Here is a 17,495-nt window from a genome sequence, read left to right on the forward strand (position 1 = left end):
CTCGACCTGGCCAGATAGGGTTGCCGCTGATCAATGACGGGAGCTGGGGAGATCGTGAGCGACAACGCATCGGGCACACCGGACGAGAAGCGCCCGGATTCCTCGGGCAATCCGCCACCCTCTGATCCGACCGCATCGCCCTATCAGCCGCCGTCCGACCCGTTCGCGCAGCCGCCGTCCGACCCGTACGGCCAGCCGCCGGTCTCCGGCTCTCCTCAGCAGCCGCCCTCCGATCCGTACGGTCACCCGCCGGTCAGCGGTTCCCCTCAGCAGCCGCCGTCGCCTTATGCGCCGCCTCCGGGGCAGGACCCCTGGCGGGAGCACAGCGACCCCCACCAGGCCGCCGGGGATCCGGGCTCGGGCTTCGGCCAGCCGACCCCGCCCCCGCCGGGCTACGGCACGCCGACTCCACCGCCGCCGGGTTATGGCACTCAGACTCCGCCGCCCGGATACGGCGCTCCCGGTCAGCCTCCGCCGCCCGGCTACGGGGTTCCGGGCCAGACGCCGCCCGGCTACGGATATCCCGGTCAGGCGCCGCCGCCCGGCTATGGGAATCCGGGCTACGGCATTCCCGGCCAGCCCCCGCCCGGTTACGGCGGTTACAGCCTTCCCTCCGGTTACTACGCCGGCCCGGAAGACCCCCTGGTCAGCGCCGACTTCGGCGGCTGGTGGCGACGCGGCTTCACGCTGCTGGGCGCCGTCTGGCAGCCGATGACGATGGTGCAGCTGGCGTGGGCGGTCCCGCTGCTGGCGGTCGGCATCGTGGCCGCGGTGGTCGCCCCCGATTCGAGCGTCGTGCTCGAGTCCGACACCCCCACGTTCGAAGACTTCCTGGGCCCGTTCCTGGTGATCATGGCGTTCGCGCTGGCCACGTTCGTGCTCAGCCTGATCGCGCAGCTGGCCACACTGGACATTCTCGTGCAGCGGGCCACCGGTCAGCCGGTCTCGGTGAGCCAGGCCCTGCGCAGCGGCCTGAGCCGGTTCTTCCCGTTGCTCGGCTGGCAGATCCTGGCCGGGGTGGTGGTCCTGGTCGGCCTCGTCTTCTGCTTCCTGCCCGGCATCTACGCCGCACTCGTCTTCATGATCCTGCCGCCGATCATCCTGCTGGAGCGTGGTCAGGGCATCAGCCGGGCCTTCCAGCTGTTCCACGCCGACTTCGGGGCGGCCCTCGGTCGCGTGGCCACCGTGCTCGGCCTCTACATCGCGTTCGCCGTGGTCGAGGGCATTTTCAGCACCGCCCTGGACCCCACCGGAACCGCCGGCACGGGCGTGAGCCTCTTCCTGGCCCTGGTCTCGACGGCGTTCTCGATCGCCTCGGGCGTGGTCGTCAGCCCGCTGATCCTGACCGCGTACGCCGACATGCGGGCCCGCCACGAGCCCTTCTCCACCGCCTACCTGGCGCCACAGCCGTACGGCAAGTAGTCCCACCCGCACACACGACGGCCCCGGCTCACACCCGGGGCCGTTCCTCGTCCACGCGCCGTCTCTCCGTGATCGCATCGTCGGGGCCGCGTCCCACGCTGGTCAGATCTCTTCAGGATCGCGGCCCGCGCCGATTTCTTCGGGGTCGCGGCCCACGGCGGTCAGATCTCTTCGGGGTCGCGGCCCGCGCCGATTTCTTCGGGGTCGCGGCCCACGGCGGTCAGATCTCTTCGGGGTCGCGGCCCACGCCGATCAGATCTCTTCGGGGTCGCGGCCCACGGCGGAACGGCCCCCGTCGACCGGGATGATCGCGCCGTTGATGAAGGACGAGCGCTCCGACAGCAGGAACGCCGCCGCCTCGGCCACCTCGTCGGTGCGGCCCATCCGTCCCAGCGGCTGGAGCAGCCGGATCTCACGTTCGAACCCGTCCCGCGCCTCGGCCCCGAGCGCGTCCAGATGCGCGTCCGACCGGTCCGTCGCGATCGACCCGAGAGCGAGGGCATTGACCCGTACGGAATGACGCCCGTAATCAACCGCAAGCGCCCGCGTCAGCCCCTCGACCGCCGCCTTGGCCGTCGCATAGGCGAAGGCCCCGCGGACCGCCCGCTGGGCCTGGTGCGACGACACGTTCACGATCGACCCCGGCACCCCGGCGGCCAGGAACGCCCGCACCGCCGCCCCGCACCCGGCCAGAACCGGCGCGAGATTCCGGTTGATCAGCGTGCCCGCGTCCGTGCCCGACATCTCGTGCAGCCACCCACCCGGAAACACCGCGGCGTTGTTCACCCACCCGCGCAGAACCGCCCCGCCACTCCCCGCCGCTTCCACCGCACGCGCGACCACTTCTTCGTCCGAGGCGTCCCCGATGACCGGCACCAGGCGCTCGTGTTTCTCACTCCGGTCGAGCGTCCCCGCCTCGAACTCGACCACCACCACGGTCAGGCCGGGCTCTTCCAGGAGCCGTTCCACGATCGCGCGCCCGACCCCGCGCCCGCCTCCGGTAACCACCACAGATGAAGTCACCACCAGGTCATACCCCCGGCGCCCCGGACAGGCACAAAGAGCGGCGGCGGCCCGCACCGGAGCGGGCTGCGCCGCCGTTCCCCTCTCGCCCTTCGTGATCGGCTTCCGCCGTGCGTGATCAGCTTCCGCGGGCGGTGATCAGCTTCCGCGGGCGGTGATCAGCTTCCGCCGGTCGTGATGAGCTCGCCTCGGTTGTGATCAGCGGCCGAGGGCCGTCCAGATCTCGGCGACCGTCTGGAACTCCTTGCCGGCCGGGAGACTGTCGATGTCGGCCAGCACGTCGTCGGGCGCCAGCAGAACCTCAGCGCTCTGCCGCAGCTTCACACGGTCGCCGGGGAGCGCGGACCGCCCGATGTACCGCCCGAGCCGGCTGATGTCGCGGACCTCACCTTCATCGAGCACGGCGCTCACATCCGGCTCGCCGTCGGCCGGCGGTTCGGCCAGTCGCCCCTCGTCGGCGCGCCCGCCCGACACGCCTTGGACGATGCCCCGGACCTCCTGGGCCAGTTCGTCGTCGACGCGGGCGCTGTGCTTGTTGCTGCCTCTGTCCATGGGTCGCGGAGTTCCCGTGCGCTTTCCGGATAAACCGCGCCGCGCCACTGTTCCGCCCACCAGAACCGGCCGCCGCCGTTCACCGAGCCGGCAAGCGAACCGACCGCACCCTGCCGTTTCACCCACGAGCGCAGCTGCCGCCATTCACCGATCAGACCGGCGGACCGGCATACCCCCGTACGTCATGACGCGCACCTGGGAAGGTCCGGCAGGTGCGCGTCCAGGCGTTCAGGTCGGGTCAGGGGAACTGCATGCGGCGCGGGCGAGGGATGACGGGCGGGGGCAGCGGCAGGTCGTCGAGGTGACTCCAGTTCAGCGACCCGTTGTCGGTCGATTTGATCTCACCGAGGCAGGCCCGGAGCAGTCCCAGATTGGGCGTTCCGGCGAACCCGGCGATCACCACCTCGGGCTTCGGTGAGATCTGGGCGATCGCGGCGCAGATCTTGGCGACTTCACGCTCGTCGACGGCGTCGAGCGGCAGCGGCGCCTCGGCCTGCGAACGACGCCACGACGGCCCGAACCGGCGCAACAGTTCGCGGGCGAGCCGCCCGAACGAACGCCCGACGGGCGCGTCGAGCATCGAGTCACGGGCCGACTGGCCGTAGCACCACGGCACCACCACGTGGCCGTTGATCACGACCAGTTGGTAGACCGACTTGGGAACACTGATGATCTCGGCACCGGGGAGAGTGCCGAGAAACAGCACAAGCTCCTCGTAGGGGAGAGCCCATCGCGGATTCGCGATCACTCGTTCCATGGTCTGCGTCATCGCGGGATGGGCGTGGATCTCGCGCTCGATCGCGGTGCTCAGCGCCTCCGGCACCCGCGTCCACAGTTCGCCGGCTACCTTGTCGCCGAACTGCTCGACCACCCACTCGCTCGGACCGACCAGAACGTCTGGGCGCATTCGTTACCACCACCGTCCGTGTCGCTGGCGTTACTGCTGGCTAGAAGAGTTCCACTTCCAGTGATCGACTGGAAGGGTCGACTTTCCTAGATCCCAAAAACGCCCGTGAATGAAATCCAGCGAAACGATCAAAACCTAGCTACGACGATGGAGCAGCAGGTCGAGAGCTTGCGAAACATGCAACTTGCACGGCGAACCGCACGTGCAAGTTGCATGTCGGTCTCGCTATTCACCCCGTGAGAGTAGTAAATCACTCGGATATTTCAGAGTGGTGACCAGCACGCAAACATCCACTCACAGTGACGATCCACAGTGCCCTCACCTGCGAGCTTTCCCTTTCAACCCCTTTCATCCGCACGCGAACCCAGTCACCCGGAAGATCAAAATCCGCACCACCGGCCCGTACGGACCCCACCGCGGACGACACCCGCGAGGCTCCGCCAGCACGCGCCCGACTACCCCGTTGTCAGATTTCCGTCAGTGCCAGTCTCGACGTCTCGGATACGCGCCATAGACCCCGTTTCGCCCCATCCGACGGCTCGCGCAACCGGCCGGCCGAACCGGCGTCCACAAGCGACAAGGGCTTGGCGGTGACGCAGCGAAACCGGCCCGGCCCAGCCGATACCCGAAATCCATAAGAGCCGAACGTAGTCATTCGGTCACCTTGAGCAATGGGCGCCGTCCCCTCGATCGCCACTAGTTGCCGTCGCAATCAAGAAACTGTGTGTTGCTTGTCGCTGAGCAAATTCATTCACCCCCACCGACCGGCTGCAGAACCGCCGTTCGCCGAGCGATCAAGACCCCGCCACCCGATAATCCGGCCCCGGAAAGAGCGCCGGGAGCCGCCCCCAACGGCCGGGTCACTCCTCGGGCTCGCGCAAGCGACGCGCGTACGACTCGATCACCGCCCGCCCGGCCTCCGACTCGGCGCCCACCGTCGCGGTCGTCACTTCGGTCACCTCGGCCGCGAGCGCCCGCCGAGCCACACGCAGGGTCGTCAGGATCGCCCGGGCGGTCTCGGCGGCGGGCCGCCCGCGGATGCCCTCGGCCAGCTCGAGGCGCACGATGTCGCCCGTGGAACCGATCGTGACCTCGACCAGGCCGTCTTCGCTGCGCGCGGTCACGCGGACCGCCGCCAGCCGCGCCGACAGCTCGCGGGCCTGCGCCGCGCGGGCCCCGATGCCGGCCTGCCAGTCGTCGATCATGCGTTCCGCATCTTCGAGATCACGACCGTCGAACATGGACGAACACCTCCCCGTGTCGGAGTCGGAACTCACCGTAGCCTCGTCCGCCCCGCCCGCCGTGCCCTGTGGATAACCCGGGAATGCGCCGGTGAGCGCGCTACGGTGCCCCGGTGAACGCGGAACAGGTGCTGCCCCCGGCCGTCGAGGCGGGGCTCGTCGTCGAGGCCGTCCTGCGCGACCTGCGCGAGGGTGATCACCGGGGCGTGGTGGTCGACTCGCCACCCGGCGCGGGCAAGTCGACGCTGGTCGTCCGGGCCGCCGGCGAGTTGGCCGCGGCCGGCGAGCCGCTGATGATCGTGGCGCAGACCAACGAGCAGGTCGACGACCTCATCTCCCGGCTCGGCGCCCGCTCGCCCGAGGTCGCGGTGGGCCGCCTGTCCGCCGTCGACTACGAGGCCAGCGAGCGCGTCCGCGACCACCCGAACTGCCGCGTCGGGGCCAAGGTCGGCGATCTGGGCACGCCGGCCGTCACCATCGGCACCGCCGCGAAATGGGCGACCGTCACCGAGGGCACGTGGCCGTGGGCGATCGTCGACGAGGCCTATCAGATGCGGTCCGACGCGCTGCTCCGCGTGGCGCCACGGTTCCTCCGCGCGCTGTTCGTGGGTGACCCGGGTCAGCTCGACCCGTTCTCCACGGTCGACGTCGAACGCTGGACGGGCCTGTCCTGGGACCCGATGCAGAGCGCCGTCGCCGTCCTGCTCCGGCACAACCCCGACCTGCCCGTCCACCGCCTGCCCGTGTCGTGGCGGCTGCCCCACACCGCGGCCCCGGTCGTCGCCGAGGCCTTCTATCCCTTCACCGGCTTCCGCTCCGGCACGGGCCCCGGCGATCGCGCCCTGTCCTTCGGCCGGGAGGCGGCCGACCGGCTCGACGAAGTGCTCGACAGCGCCGCCGAGACCGGATGGGGGCTGCACGAGCTTCCGGCGCGCTTCACGATCCGTACGGACGCCGAAGCCGCCACCGCCTGCGCCGAGCTCGCCGCGAGGGCCCTGGCCCGCGAGGCCATCACCTCGTCGGAGTCGGGCGGGGGTCCGCTGACCGCCGACCGCATCGCCATCGGCGCCGCCCACCGCGACCAGGCCGCCGTCATCCGTTCCCTGCTCCCGCCCGAGGCCAAGGGCGTCACGGTCGACACCGCCAACCGGCTCCAGGGGCGGGAGTACGACCTGACGATCGTGCTCCATCCCCTCTCGGGCCGGCAGGACGCGACCGCCTTCCACCTGGAGTCCGGCCGACTGTGCGTGCTGACCTCGCGGCACCGCCACGGGTGTGTCGTGGTCGCCCGCGAGGGCATCGCCGAACTGCTCGACGCGCATCCGTCGACCGAGCCGGTGCACCTCAACGTGCCCGTGAAGTTCCCCGACGGCTGGGAGGCAAATCAGGCCATCCTCGCTTATTTACACAAGGGAGTGTCACTTATGCGACAGGAGCCGCTACTTTGAGTTAATGGCGGTCTTCACGACGGCGGGGTCCATGCAGGACGGCGTGTACCGGCCGATCCTGCGCCCGCGGCGCGGCGAGATGGCGGCGCTCACCCACCTGACGGCGTACGAGGCGGTGCGGGTCATGCCGATTCTCGAGCTCGACGGGAGCACGAGCCTGCTGCCGTTGATCCGCGAGCTGCCACCCCGTACGGGCGCCGTCGCAGTCGACTTCGGTGAGATCCCCGATCCCACTGATCCACTCGTCGCGCCGTCGCTCGACCTGGCCGAGGAACTCGCCGATCTGGGCGTGGCCATGTTGCCGGTGCTGAGGGCGTACGAGGGCCGTCGTCGCCTGGCCGCCCACGGCCTGGCCGCCCGCATGCACCTGCGCCGTGCCGTTCTGCGGCTTCAGCCGCATGTCGACGCGGCCAACCCGGGGCAGGCCGACGTGCTCGTCGACCGGATGCTGCACGGCGCCGGGCTGGAGGCCGAGGAGGTCGACCTGATGATCGACCTCGCCGAGACGCCCTGCGTGACCCACGCGGCCCGCTTCCAGGAACAGCTGTACCGGATCCTCCGATGGGCCCGCGGCCGGGCGTGGCGCTCGATCAGCGTGGCCTCGGGCGCCATGCCCCCGAACCTCGACGACCTGCCCACCGACCGCGCCGTCACGATCGACCGCCACGACGCGCGGGTGTGGGCCCGGATCGGCGAGCCCGGCATCGGGTACGCCGACTACGGGGTGACCTCGCCGGTGCGGCGCCGCGGCGTACAGCGTCACCGGCAGTTGCCGACCCTGCGCTACACCGGCGAGCACAACTGGTGGATCTACCGCTGGTCGCGCCGGGGCGGGCGCAGCGACGACCGCTGTCACGACCTCTGCCGCACGCTGGTCACCTCGGAACACTGGCCGGCCGCGGGCGCCCGCTTCTCGTGGGGCGACGCCGAGATCGCCCGCCGGGCCCGGATCGCCCCCGGAGCCGGCAGCGCCTCCGGCTGGATGTCGTGGAGCACGTCGCACCACATCGCGCACGTGCTGCAAACCCTCAAGATCGAATAATTTTGTCGTACGCTTGTTCTAATGTCGCTGACAGCCGCACTGGCCTACGCCCGGCATGGCATCCCGGTCCTGCCGGTGCATGCGCCTGACCCGAGTGGCGGCTGCACCTGCGACAAAGGAGTCTCGTGCGAGCGTCCCGGCAAGCATCCCCACCTGCGTCACGGCCTCACCGAGGCGAGCACCGACCCGCGCCTGATCGATCTGTGGTGGGCCCGCTGGCCCGGGGCGAACGTGGGGCTGCGCACCGGCATCACGATGGACGTGGCCGACGTCGACTCCGCCGAGGGCTGGCACGGGCTGTGTCATCTGCTCGGCGGCGAGTTCCCCGCGGGGCCCCGCGTGCGCACGGGTGGTGGCGGGTGGCATTTCTGGTTCAACCCGATGGGCTACGGCAACCGCGTCCGCCTGTTGCCCGGTCTCGACTGGCGCGGCCTCGGGGGTTATGTGGTGGCCCCGCCCTCACGCCACGCCTCCGGCGGCGACTACCGCTGGGTGCACCGCCCGGGCCGGCCGATGCCCGACGGCCCGGCCGCCCTGCGCGCGCTGATCGAGGGCCCGCCTCCGCCGCGTCACCAGCGCCCGATCGCGCATCCCACGAAGTATGCGCGGGCAGCCCTGACCGCCGAGGCCGACCGGGTCGCCCGCGCACCGGTCGGCAGCCGCAACGACACCCTGAACCGGGCGGCGTACGCGCTGGGCCGCTTTGTCGGGGCCGGACTGCTCGACCTGTCCGAGGTGACGCGCGAGCTCGTGGACGCGGCGAGCTTCGCCGGGCTGGGCCGGGCCGAGATCCGCGGAACGCTCCGGTCGGGCCTGACCGCGGGCCGCCGCGCACCGTTCGATCCGGCGCCGTTCACCGCGGGGCCGGCACCGTTCACCGCCGGGCCCGGCCGCCACGTGGCGTGAATCCGATCCGGCCCCAAAGATGGGGGGATGACCGAGTGGACCGAGACACGTGATTTCACCGCCGCCGGGGTCCAGGCATGACCCAGGCGCGACAGCTGAAGCCGTACGACGTGGAGATCTCCGTGGCGGCGGGGCGGGACGAGGTCTGGGAATCCGTCACGCAGACGGCCGTGCTCCACCAGTGGTTCGGCTGGGACTACGACGGGCTCGCCGCCGAGATCAAGCAGATCTTCGTCGACGAGGCGACCCTGTTGGCGCCGGAGCGGATGGGCTGGGCCGACGGGTCCTATCTGGAGGTCAGCGGCGGCGACGACACCGCACGCGTCCGCGTGAGCCGCGAGGGCAATTCGCCGGGCGGCCCGGAGGTCTATGACGCGATCGAGGAGGGGTGGCGGGCCTTCCTGGTCCAGCTGCGCTTCCTGCTCGACACCCGGCCGCCGGGGCGCCGCCGCACGCTCTACCTGACCGGCGAGACGACCGGCCGGCAGGCGCTGACGCTCGCGACCGGCGAGTGGGAGCGGTTCGGGCCGCGGCTGGCCTGGACGGTCGACGGCGACGGCCACCTGATCGTGGCCGCCGGACGGATCCCTCTCGACGAGCACGCGGCGACCCGTTTCGAGGTGACCGTGTCGATGTTCGGCGCCGACGACGCCACTTTCGAGGCGGCCCGTGAGACGTGGGCGAAGCGCTGGGCCCCGATGGCCGCCGACGCCGACATCACCGCGGCCGGCGACCCGGCGCCCGGTTCCTGACCACGCGGCCGCGGTCTCGTTCGCCGCCGCTTGGAGTCTGGTTCCGTCGCCGCCCTGGTTCCGTCGCTGCCCGGGGTCTGGGCTCGTCGCCGCCTGGGGTCTGGTTCTGTCGCTGCCCGGAGTCTGGGTTCGTCGCGGCCCGGGGTTTGGCAGGAGGTGCGTCTGCGGTCACTCGGGGGTCGATGACGGCCGCCCGCGCCCGGTAGCCTGGCTCCTCTGACCTGCCGGGGAGCGACTTTGCTGCGGGGTGACTTGGCTTCGGAGGCGCCACAGAGCGCGCTCGCCGATGCCGCACGCCTGCGATCCGTCGCCCGGCTGAAGCTCGGTTCGCGGGCCGACCCGGCGTTCGACCGCATCGCCACGATCGTCGAACGGCTGGTCGACGTGCAGGTCGCACTGGTCACCGTGCTCGCGGCCGACCGGCAGCACCTGCCCGGCCAGGTCGGCCTGCCCGAGCCGCTCGCCACCGAACGCGAGATGGCGCTGACCCATTCGCTCAGCCGGCACGTGGTCGAGTCCGGCGAGACGATCTTCGTACCCGACGTGCGCGAAGACCCCCGCATGCGGGACAACCGCTCGATCCGAGACCTGGGCGCGGTCGCCTTCGCCGGGGTGCCGCTCACCGACTCCGACGGGTTGGTGCTCGGCACGCTCGCCGTCATGGACCGCGAGCCCCGCGTCTGGACCCGCAGCGAGATCGTCCTGCTGAACGAGCTGGGCGAGGTGTGCAGCTCCGAACTGCGGCTGCGGATCGCCCGCGAGATCGCCGACGAGGCCCGCCGGGCCGCCGAGTCGGCGCACGGCCAGCTCACGCTGCTCGGCGAACTGACCGACGCCCTCGCCGCGACCATGGACATCGACGCCGCCCTGCACCGGCTGGGCGACCTGGTCGCGGGCCGTCTCGCCGACTGGTGCCTGATCGCCCTGGCCGACCAGAGCGGCACGATCCGGCACGTCTCCGCGGCCCACCACGATCCGGCGCACACGCGGGCCATGAACCGGGTCGCGGCCGAGTTCGACGCGAAGCCGCTGCTCAAGGCGGTGCAGCTGACGGGGCGCCCGGCCCGCCGCGACATCGAACGGCTGCGCGGGCGCCTGACCACCGCGGTCGCCGACCAGCTGGGCTGCTCCTCGTCGCTCGTCGTGCCGATCACGTCCCCCGTCACGTACCGCGTGCAGGGCGCGGTGCTGCTGGTCAACGGTCCCGGCCGTCCCGACTTCAGCGACGCCGAGGAGACGACCGCGGCCGAGGTGGGCCGCCGGGCCGGCATGGCCGTCGACAACACCCGGACCTTCGACCGCCAGCGCCACGTGGCCGAGGTCCTGCAGCACAGCATGCTGCCCGAACTGCCCCAGATGGACGGTGTCGACCTGCACGGTCGCTATCTGCCCGCCCAGGACGGCGCCGCGGTCGGTGGCGACTGGTACGACGCGTTCGCCCAGCCCGACGGCAGCCTCATGCTCGCCGTCGGCGACGTCTCGGGCCACGACATCGAGGCCGCCGCCACCATGGGCCAGGTCCGCAACCTGGTGCGCGGCGACGCGTACGGCCGTGACGACGCCCCCGGCCCGCTGCTGAGCCAGCTAGACCGCGCCCTGCACGGCCTGCACGTCCCGGCCGCGGCCACCGCCGTGCTGGCCCGCCTGAGCCGCGATCCCGACGGTTACGACCTCACGTTCGCCAACGCCGGCCATCCCCCACCGGTCCTGCTCCGCCCCGACGGTGAGGTGGAGATCTGGTGGGAGACGCCCGAGCCCCTGCTGGGCCTGCTCCCCCGCGAACAACGCACCACCCACCACCGCCGGGCCGCCCTCGGCAGCACCCTGCTGCTCTACACGGACGGCCTGGTGGAACATCCGGCCCACCTGATCGACGACGGCATAGCCCGCATCCGAGCGGTCCTGCGAGGAAACGCGGGCCTCCCGGCCGACCAGTTGTGCGACCGCCTGATCGAGTCAGCCCCCCGCCGAGCCGACGACATAGCCCTGCTGGTGGTAGGCCTGCGCTGACCCCACGCCGCATCGACCACGCCCAGTTGGCAACAGGCTCGTCGCGCTTTCTTGGACACCCCCAGTCTGTTCACCTGTCCAAGCGCATTACCCGCCCTACCAGGGGGCCTCCACCCAGCACCCACTCTGCCGGATGGGGACGGTCGCTGGGGGGTGCCCTGTGGACAGTCCGGAATTGTGGATAACCGTTTTGGGGCGGCCGGCGGGCGTACGGTCGTGGCCTCGACTCGGGCGCAAGGTGCGACCCGTCGGGAAAGCCGTTGCCGGCCGACGTGGCCTCGACTCGGGCGCAAGGTGCGACCGGTCGGGAAAGCGGTTTGTCGGCCGACGGCGCCGGGCGGGAGTCTGGGGCGGTTGTGTGGATTTTCTGAACGGGGGCAGGCGTGGGAGCGGATGCGGAGGTTCATCTGTTCGATCATGAGCGCTACCGGGCCGAGGTCGTGCCGGTGCTGGTTGAGGTGCTGCGTGGCGGGGCGGTGGCCGGGTGGGTCGAGGAGATCTTTCGCAGAGCGGCCCACTTCGAGGAGTGGGGCTACGACGTTCTGTGGCCGCGCATGGTGGCGAGCCTTCGGCAACGGCCGGTTGATCTCGCGGCCCATGCGGGCTGGCTGGGTGACGATCTGCGGTATCTCGGCGACGAGGCGGAGCCGCTGCTGCCTCGGCGGCTCGTCGGGTGCGTGGACGGCGAGTCGTGCTTCTTCGCCCTCCACAATGGGCACCGCGAAGCGTTCAACTCGCTGCACGAGGGGCTCATGACCACGCGCTGCCTTGGGAGCTCGCAGTTTGTCGGCCGTACGGTCTCGCCTGACTTCTATCTGCCGGTGCTCGAGAGGCTGGGCGTCGAGAGCACTGATCCCGTACGGGGCCTGCTGAAAGCCCTCGGTGTGCGGGGCGCGGTGGTCGGCTATCAGTGGGAGATCAGCTCGGGCACGCTCGGCTGGCTGACCGTCGCCGAGACGCGGGAACTGGCCGAGCGGCTCGACAAGCTTGATCTGCCCCGGTTCGAGCCGAGTTTCGCCGCCATGGCGGAGCAGGACCGCAGGCGTGACTGGCCGGCGACGAGCCTGGCGTTCGTCCGGTCCGTGGCGACCATCGCCGCCTCGCGGGATCGGGGCGTGCTGTGGGGCAACGACGTGGACTCGACATTCTGGAGCAACGAGGGGCTGGGGTTCCACTATGAAGTTTGAGAAGTTGCGGGAACGGGCCGTGGAGACGGCGGCCCTCTACGACCGGCACAACGTGGCGGCGGGGCGGCGGGAGTGGAGCCCGGAAGACTTCATGATGGGGTTCGTCGGCGACGTGGGAGATCTCGCCAAGCTGGTCATGGCCGTCGAGGGCCGCCGCGAGATCCCGGACGCCCGTGCACACCTCGGGCACGAGCTCGCCGACTGCCTGTGGTCGGTGCTCGTGCTGGCGCAGCGCTACGACGTCGACCTGCCCGCCGAGTTCGCCCGCATGACGGCCGAGATCGAGCGCTACCTGGCGGAGAACCCGCCCGCCACCAGGGAAGGGGGCGAGGCCGGTTAGCGACAGCCAACGGAGGCCTCAGACGAGGCCGGGCCAAGATGAAGCCGAGGCTGCACGATGAGGATGGTGACGATCAACGTGGGCCGGTCAGCACGACAAGACCGGGGCGTTGCAGCATGGCGAAGAGAAGCCCGGACCGGCATGAACGGCGGGGGCTAAGCCACCGCCTCGGCCGGGTCCTCGTAGGCCGACGGCGGGCCGCCGTGGGTCCAGGGGGTGTCGGCGGGGTCGGGGAAGGCGGCTCCGGGGCGATAGGCCTCGCTCAGGGTGGTGAGCAGCAGGTGTTCGCCGACGGCAGGGACGCTTCCGGGCTCGGCGACCAGTTTGCGGCCCATGCCGCCGGAGAGTTCCAGCAGCACGTCGCTGCCGGTGGGGGTGGGGGTCACCGAGATGACCTTCGCCTTCTGGGAGGGGCGCGCCGGAGAGGTCAGGGCGGCGCCGGGCTCGACGCGTACGGGCTCGGTCGTGGCCACCATGATGCGAGGGCGCAGGACCGGACGTTTGCCGGTGTCGTCGATGCGGTCGGCCTTGGCCAGGGTCACCGTGCCGCCGAAGGCCGCGCCGGTCAGGCGGTGCTCGGCCATCACCAGGGGATCGTCGAAGGCGCGCTGCACGGCGTAGCGGGCGGCGGCGTTCTCCAGGCGCTGCAGGCGGGCGGCGGCGGCCACCGCGCCGTCGCGGCGGGGCTGGGGGGTGCCGTCCTCCTCGAGGTGGGCTACGAACGCGGAGTACGCGTCGCGGTCGCTGTCCCACCGGGAACCGACGCGAGCACCCTCGGGGAGTGCGCGCAGCAGGTCCAGGGAGTGCCACATCCGCTCCCAGGTCGGCATCAGCAGCCCGAGCAACACCTCGGACAGACCAGACCCGGAGGAGGCATCAGACGAGTTGATCAGGGGCGCCAGGATCTTGTTGTCGAACTCGGGATCTGTGGCGGGGCCGGCCACCGGGCCGGCCTCGGCCTCGCGGGCGGCAGCCGCACCCCCGGTGATCCAGGCGAACAGCGAACCGAGGTGGGCGTCCTCGGCGGCGCTCTGGCCGGTGGTCCAGTGCATCGCGAGGGCCTGCACGGTGTTCGGCAGCATCGCCGAGCCGGGCACCTCGGCCGTCGCGGCCAGCCAGGTCAGCCACTGCCCGAGCAACGGCACCGAGGCGGGGACGGGGTGGTCACCGTCCGTACGGCGGAAGCGGGTGGACCGGCCGAGGAGGCGCAGAAAGTCGGCGCCGCCGGGGTTCGGGACCCACACCTGCGGAGCGTCGACGAAACGATGACGGACGTCGCGGCCCCGGTCGACGGGCACGGCCTCGGTCGCGCCCTCGCCGAACGACGCCAGGTAGGGCACGACCGCGTCGGCCAGGTCGGCGGTGAACGTGAACCGCTCGTCCCGGTTGCGGGGCTGGCTCACCGCGAGCAGGCGCGGCGCCGACACGCTGGTGCCGAGCAGCACCGCCAGCGGCGCGTTGGCCTCGCCGGCCATGGCGAGCGGGATGAGCACCAGCGGGTGGTCGTGAACGTGCAGGTGACGAACCGTGGCAATGGGCTGGGCCCGGCCTTCGGCGAAAGCTTGGGCGCGGGCCAGCGCGACGAGCGTGCTCAAAGAGCCTCGCCCCGAGGACGCGGCGCGACCGCGACGGCCTCGTCGCGCAAGCGCTGCGCGGCCCGCAGCAAGGCGGCCGCCTCGGCCTGGTCGGGGGTTGGGGACGCCGCGCCCGAGGCCAGCGCCAAGGCCTCGTCGATCGTCGCGACGCCACCGAGCGCGTCCCGCACCGGGCGGCCCAGCGCCGAGGTGGATCCCGCGGCCTCGTGGCGGCAGTACACCGAGAGCTCGCACGACGAGAGGCATTCGGGTGCGTAGCGCGCGTCCACCGCCGAGAGCGCGGCCACGACGGCGGCGGGCGGCTGGGCGAGATCGAACGACAGGGCTTCCGGCAACGACTCCACCAGGGCCGAGACCGAGGCCAGCCGCGACAGCTGGCGCCGGAGGGTGGACAGCTGTTTGCGCACGTCGAGCACCACGGCCACCGGCTGCAGCGAGAAGTTCTCGGGGCAGACCAGCACCACCTCGTGGCTGACCCGGTCGTCGCCGAGCAGCTGCCGCAGCGCCAGCACATAGACCGCGGCCTGCACGGCCGCCGCCGAGACGGCCGTCCCGTCGGCCTGCCCGTCGATGATCGCGAACGACTTGATCTCGACGACCTGCAGCTGGGCGCCGGTCTGGTAGGCGATCAGGTCGGGTTCGAGGAACACCGTCTGCCCGGCGACCTCCAACGTCAGCAGCGGGTGGTCGACCAGGCCCTCCGAAGCGTCGAGCAGCAGGGCCCGGGTGCGCGCGTGCCGGGCCGACAGCGTCCCGTCCTCGTCGGCACCAAGATCTTCATAACCGCCCACGTACGCCCCGAGGGTCGACCTCAGCAGTGCGCAGTCGTCCGCCTTGAGCATCGCCTCGAACGCGTTGCCCCGGGCCAGCGCGAACCGGGACTGCCCGAAGCTGCCCGGGAACCCGATGTGCTCGGCCAGCCGCACCTTGTCGACGCCGGCCGCGTCGAGCACGGCCCGTCGGCTGCAGCCGGGATTGCCGGTCAGGGCCGCGACCGTACGGGCGTTGTGCCGTTTGCCCGGCCCGGTCCCGCGCAGCCGATCAAGCCGGTTCATAGGACACCCCACATGCAGAAAGGCCAAGACGAGGACGGGCGGAGGAGGCGCGTCCGGACATCAGGCAACACGCAGACGAGAGCAGCAGCCGCAGCGCCGGCTCACAAGACAACACGCCGATCCAGGAGGCAGCAAACGGCCCTTCTCACGAGGCGCCACGCTGGTGGGGCACCGGCGGCAGGCCGAAGAGCTGCTGCGACCGCGGCAACGAGGCCGCCCGCGAGACCGCCGCCGCCCGCACCGGCTCCTCCGCGACCAGGGCCGCCACGAGCTCTTCCGACTCCAGCGCGGCCCGGGCCGCGTCGGCCGGATCAAGGGCTTCGACCCCGTGCGGTACGCCCTCGGCCAGCGACCTGAGCAGCCGATGTGCCGCGCGCCCGGGCCGCACGGCCACAAAACCGCTCACCCGGATCACCATCGCGAGCGCGTCGGCCCGGCGGGCGGCCGGCGTGACGATCCGGCGGGAGAGCTCCCAGTCGCTCAGGGCGACCAGACCGCGTACGGGGAAAAGGTCTTGATCGAGTGCCGCACAGAGCCCGCTCGACCGGTCACGCCGCAGCGCGGCCAGCGCCGGAACCGACAGGTCACCGTCGAACAGCGCGCCGTGCACCTCGGCCACGAGGCGGGGCGCGGCGGGCGCGCCGAGCAGCAGCAGCGCGTGACGTGCCTGCTCAGCGGTGCTGGGTAGCGTGCTCAGACCGTTCACCGGCCGCTCTCCCTGGGGGTCGGAGGGACGCGAGACGACTCTAGATCTTCTTACATCACGACGGCAATGTCGGGGCGAGTCACAACTTTCACTCCCGATAGCGATTAACCCTCGCATATCGGACGACCGACGGGATGCGCGCTACGTTCGACCTATGCCGAAGGCCATCTGGAACGACGAAGTGATCGCCGAGAGCGACGACACCGTGGTTGTCGAGGGAAGAATCTACTTCCCGCGCGAGTCGCTGCGCGAGGACGTGCTGGCCCCCTCCGACACTCACAGCATCTGCCCCTGGAAGGGCAAAGCCTCCTATTACACGCTCACCTCGAACGGGCACACCACGCCCGACGCGGTCTGGTTCTATCCCGAGCCGAAGCCCGACGCCAAGATCGTGCGCGACCGTGTCGCGTTCTGGAAGGACGTCAAGGTCGAGGACTGAGCCGTGCGGCCTGCCCGGCGGAGACGTCAGGCGATCCGCGGGTGGGCCTCCTCGATCGACGCCACCTCGAGATAGTCCAGCATGTCGCGCTGCTCGTCGATGTCGAGCGCCCCGAACGCCTCGTAGGCGACCGCCCGCGAGTGATCGGTCTCGGCCGCGAGCAGCGCGATGATCCCCGACCAGGCCAGCGAGACCCGGTCGAACAGGCGCGCGCGCCGCAGCGAGGTCAACCGGCTCAGCATCGCCACCTTGGTCGCGGCGTCGTTGTCGGTGGGTATGCGGTCGGAGAGTTCGAAGAGCGCCTTCCCGCGGTACGGGTGTTCCGACTCGACCATGCGGGCCAGCTCGGCGTTCGACATCCGGTCGACCGCCGGCGCCGGACCTCGGCGCGGGAGCGAGGGGAAGTCAGCGGGCACGGCTGTCACGTCCGCTCTCGAACCCGTTCCCCGGTGACTGCTGCGGCAGCGTCGGCGTGTTCTCGAACGTGGGGAACGGCGGCGCGGCCGGCATGACGGGCGCGGGAGCCTCGTCGGCGTCGTCCGTCACGGTCAGCGCGGCCTGGGCCCGCCGCATGGTCCGCAGTATCTCGGCCGAAAGCGCCTCTCCGCTCATGAGCTGCACGCGGTCGTCGAGGCGCAAACCGGTCACCACTCCGCCGTCACCGACGGTCACTGTGACCAAGCCGTCCTCGCCGGTCGCGGACGCGCTCGGCGTCGCGATCCGGTCCTCGAGATTTCCACTCGGCACTACTTCGTCCTCCGTTGCCGACATTTGTGCTGTTGGTCTATGAGATCACGACGCGCCCCGAGCCTGCCGCACACCCCGTCGCCGCGCACGCCGGTCACCCGACCTGACGACCACCGTAACCGT

At 71.2% G+C, this 17,495-nt stretch carries 18 protein-coding genes; 9 read left to right on the forward strand and 9 right to left on the reverse strand.

Annotated elements, in window-relative coordinates; genetic code table 11:
* The first annotated feature begins 54 nt into the window (after window positions 1-54).
* A complete protein-coding gene (locus JIG36_RS25335) occupies window positions 55-1,422 on the forward strand; it encodes a hypothetical protein (RefSeq protein WP_203378892.1) in 1,368 nt (455 codons plus the stop codon).
* 252 nt (window positions 1,423-1,674) lie between these two features.
* On the opposite strand, the gene JIG36_RS25340 is transcribed toward JIG36_RS25335, so the two are convergent.
* The 4 genes from JIG36_RS25340 to JIG36_RS25355 all read right to left on the reverse strand — a co-directional run bounded on the left by JIG36_RS25340 (window position 1,675) and on the right by JIG36_RS25355 (window position 5,145).
* Window positions 1,675-2,445, reverse strand: coding sequence for an SDR family NAD(P)-dependent oxidoreductase (locus JIG36_RS25340; RefSeq protein WP_307872909.1), 771 nt, complete (start codon window positions 2,443-2,445; stop codon window positions 1,675-1,677).
* A 198-nt stretch (window positions 2,446-2,643) separates the two neighbouring features.
* The gene (locus JIG36_RS25345; RefSeq protein WP_203378894.1) at window positions 2,644-2,997 is read right to left on the reverse strand and encodes a hypothetical protein; all 354 of its coding nucleotides are present in this window, start codon (window positions 2,995-2,997) and stop codon (window positions 2,644-2,646) included.
* A 238-nt stretch (window positions 2,998-3,235) separates the two neighbouring features.
* Window positions 3,236-3,904: a hypothetical protein gene (locus tag JIG36_RS25350; RefSeq protein WP_203378895.1), complete on the reverse strand. Its 669-nt coding sequence runs from the start codon at window positions 3,902-3,904 to the stop codon at window positions 3,236-3,238.
* A gap of 860 nt (window positions 3,905-4,764) precedes the next feature.
* A complete protein-coding gene (locus JIG36_RS25355) occupies window positions 4,765-5,145 on the reverse strand; it encodes a YbaB/EbfC family nucleoid-associated protein (RefSeq protein ID WP_203378896.1) in 381 nt (126 codons plus the stop codon).
* 113 nt (window positions 5,146-5,258) lie between these two features.
* Here JIG36_RS25355 and JIG36_RS25360 point away from each other — a divergent pair, with 113 nt between their 5' ends.
* The 7 genes from JIG36_RS25360 (at window position 5,259) to JIG36_RS25390 (ending at window position 12,830) form a co-directional block, all read left to right on the forward strand.
* Window positions 5,259-6,593: an AAA family ATPase gene (locus JIG36_RS25360; protein WP_203378897.1), complete on the forward strand. Its 1,335-nt coding sequence runs from the start codon at window positions 5,259-5,261 to the stop codon at window positions 6,591-6,593.
* A gap of 4 nt (window positions 6,594-6,597) precedes the next feature.
* Window positions 6,598-7,635, forward strand: a complete 1,038-nt coding sequence (locus JIG36_RS25365; RefSeq protein ID WP_203378898.1) for a beta family protein — start codon at window positions 6,598-6,600, stop codon at window positions 7,633-7,635.
* Between the two features lie 21 nt (window positions 7,636-7,656).
* A complete protein-coding gene (locus JIG36_RS25370) occupies window positions 7,657-8,541 on the forward strand; it encodes a bifunctional DNA primase/polymerase (RefSeq protein ID WP_203378899.1) in 885 nt (294 codons plus the stop codon).
* A gap of 77 nt (window positions 8,542-8,618) precedes the next feature.
* On the forward strand, window positions 8,619-9,293 hold the full coding sequence (locus JIG36_RS25375; protein WP_203378900.1) for an activator of HSP90 ATPase: 675 nt from the start codon (window positions 8,619-8,621) through the stop codon (window positions 9,291-9,293).
* Window positions 9,294-9,530: 237 nt separating this feature from the next.
* Window positions 9,531-11,303, forward strand: coding sequence for a GAF domain-containing SpoIIE family protein phosphatase (locus tag JIG36_RS25380; RefSeq protein ID WP_203378901.1), 1,773 nt, complete (start codon window positions 9,531-9,533; stop codon window positions 11,301-11,303).
* A gap of 383 nt (window positions 11,304-11,686) precedes the next feature.
* Window positions 11,687-12,490 (forward strand): hypothetical protein, encoded by an 804-nt coding sequence (locus JIG36_RS25385; protein ID WP_203378902.1) that lies wholly within the window; start codon window positions 11,687-11,689, stop codon window positions 12,488-12,490.
* Window positions 12,480-12,830 carry a nucleoside triphosphate pyrophosphohydrolase family protein gene (locus tag JIG36_RS25390; RefSeq protein ID WP_203378903.1) on the forward strand — a complete coding sequence of 117 codons (351 nt, stop codon included), beginning with the start codon at window positions 12,480-12,482 and terminating at the stop codon, window positions 12,828-12,830. The genes JIG36_RS25385 and JIG36_RS25390 overlap by 11 nt, the downstream gene beginning before the upstream one ends.
* Before the next feature lie 155 nt (window positions 12,831-12,985).
* On the opposite strand, the gene JIG36_RS25395 is transcribed toward JIG36_RS25390, so the two are convergent.
* The 3 genes from JIG36_RS25395 to JIG36_RS25405 all read right to left on the reverse strand — a co-directional run bounded on the left by JIG36_RS25395 (window position 12,986) and on the right by JIG36_RS25405 (window position 16,186).
* Complete coding sequence (locus tag JIG36_RS25395) at window positions 12,986-14,425, reverse strand: hypothetical protein (RefSeq protein ID WP_203378904.1); 1,440 nt, start codon at window positions 14,423-14,425, stop codon at window positions 12,986-12,988.
* Entirely contained in the window at window positions 14,422-15,480 is a 1,059-nt protein-coding gene (locus JIG36_RS25400; protein WP_203378905.1) for a hypothetical protein, read from the reverse strand. Before JIG36_RS25400 ends, JIG36_RS25395 begins: the two co-directional genes overlap by 4 nt.
* A 145-nt stretch (window positions 15,481-15,625) precedes the next feature.
* Window positions 15,626-16,186: a hypothetical protein gene (locus JIG36_RS25405; protein WP_203378906.1), complete on the reverse strand. Its 561-nt coding sequence runs from the start codon at window positions 16,184-16,186 to the stop codon at window positions 15,626-15,628.
* A 154-nt stretch (window positions 16,187-16,340) separates the two neighbouring features.
* Here JIG36_RS25405 and JIG36_RS25410 point away from each other — a divergent pair, with 154 nt between their 5' ends.
* Window positions 16,341-16,625, forward strand: a complete 285-nt coding sequence (locus JIG36_RS25410; protein WP_203378907.1) for a DUF427 domain-containing protein — start codon at window positions 16,341-16,343, stop codon at window positions 16,623-16,625.
* Between the two features lie 26 nt (window positions 16,626-16,651).
* Here the strand turns inward: JIG36_RS25410 and JIG36_RS25415 are convergent, their stop codons facing one another.
* A complete protein-coding gene (locus JIG36_RS25415; protein WP_307872910.1) occupies window positions 16,652-17,041 on the reverse strand; it encodes a hypothetical protein in 390 nt (129 codons plus the stop codon).
* The gene (locus JIG36_RS25420; RefSeq protein ID WP_203378908.1) at window positions 17,031-17,372 is read right to left on the reverse strand and encodes a YbaB/EbfC family nucleoid-associated protein; all 342 of its coding nucleotides are present in this window, start codon (window positions 17,370-17,372) and stop codon (window positions 17,031-17,033) included. Before JIG36_RS25420 ends, JIG36_RS25415 begins: the two co-directional genes overlap by 11 nt.
* Window positions 17,373-17,495: the final 123 nt, after the last annotated feature.

The organism is Paractinoplanes ovalisporus, assembly GCF_016834655.1.
Lineage (GTDB): Bacteria > Actinomycetota > Actinomycetes > Mycobacteriales > Micromonosporaceae > Actinoplanes > Actinoplanes ovalisporus.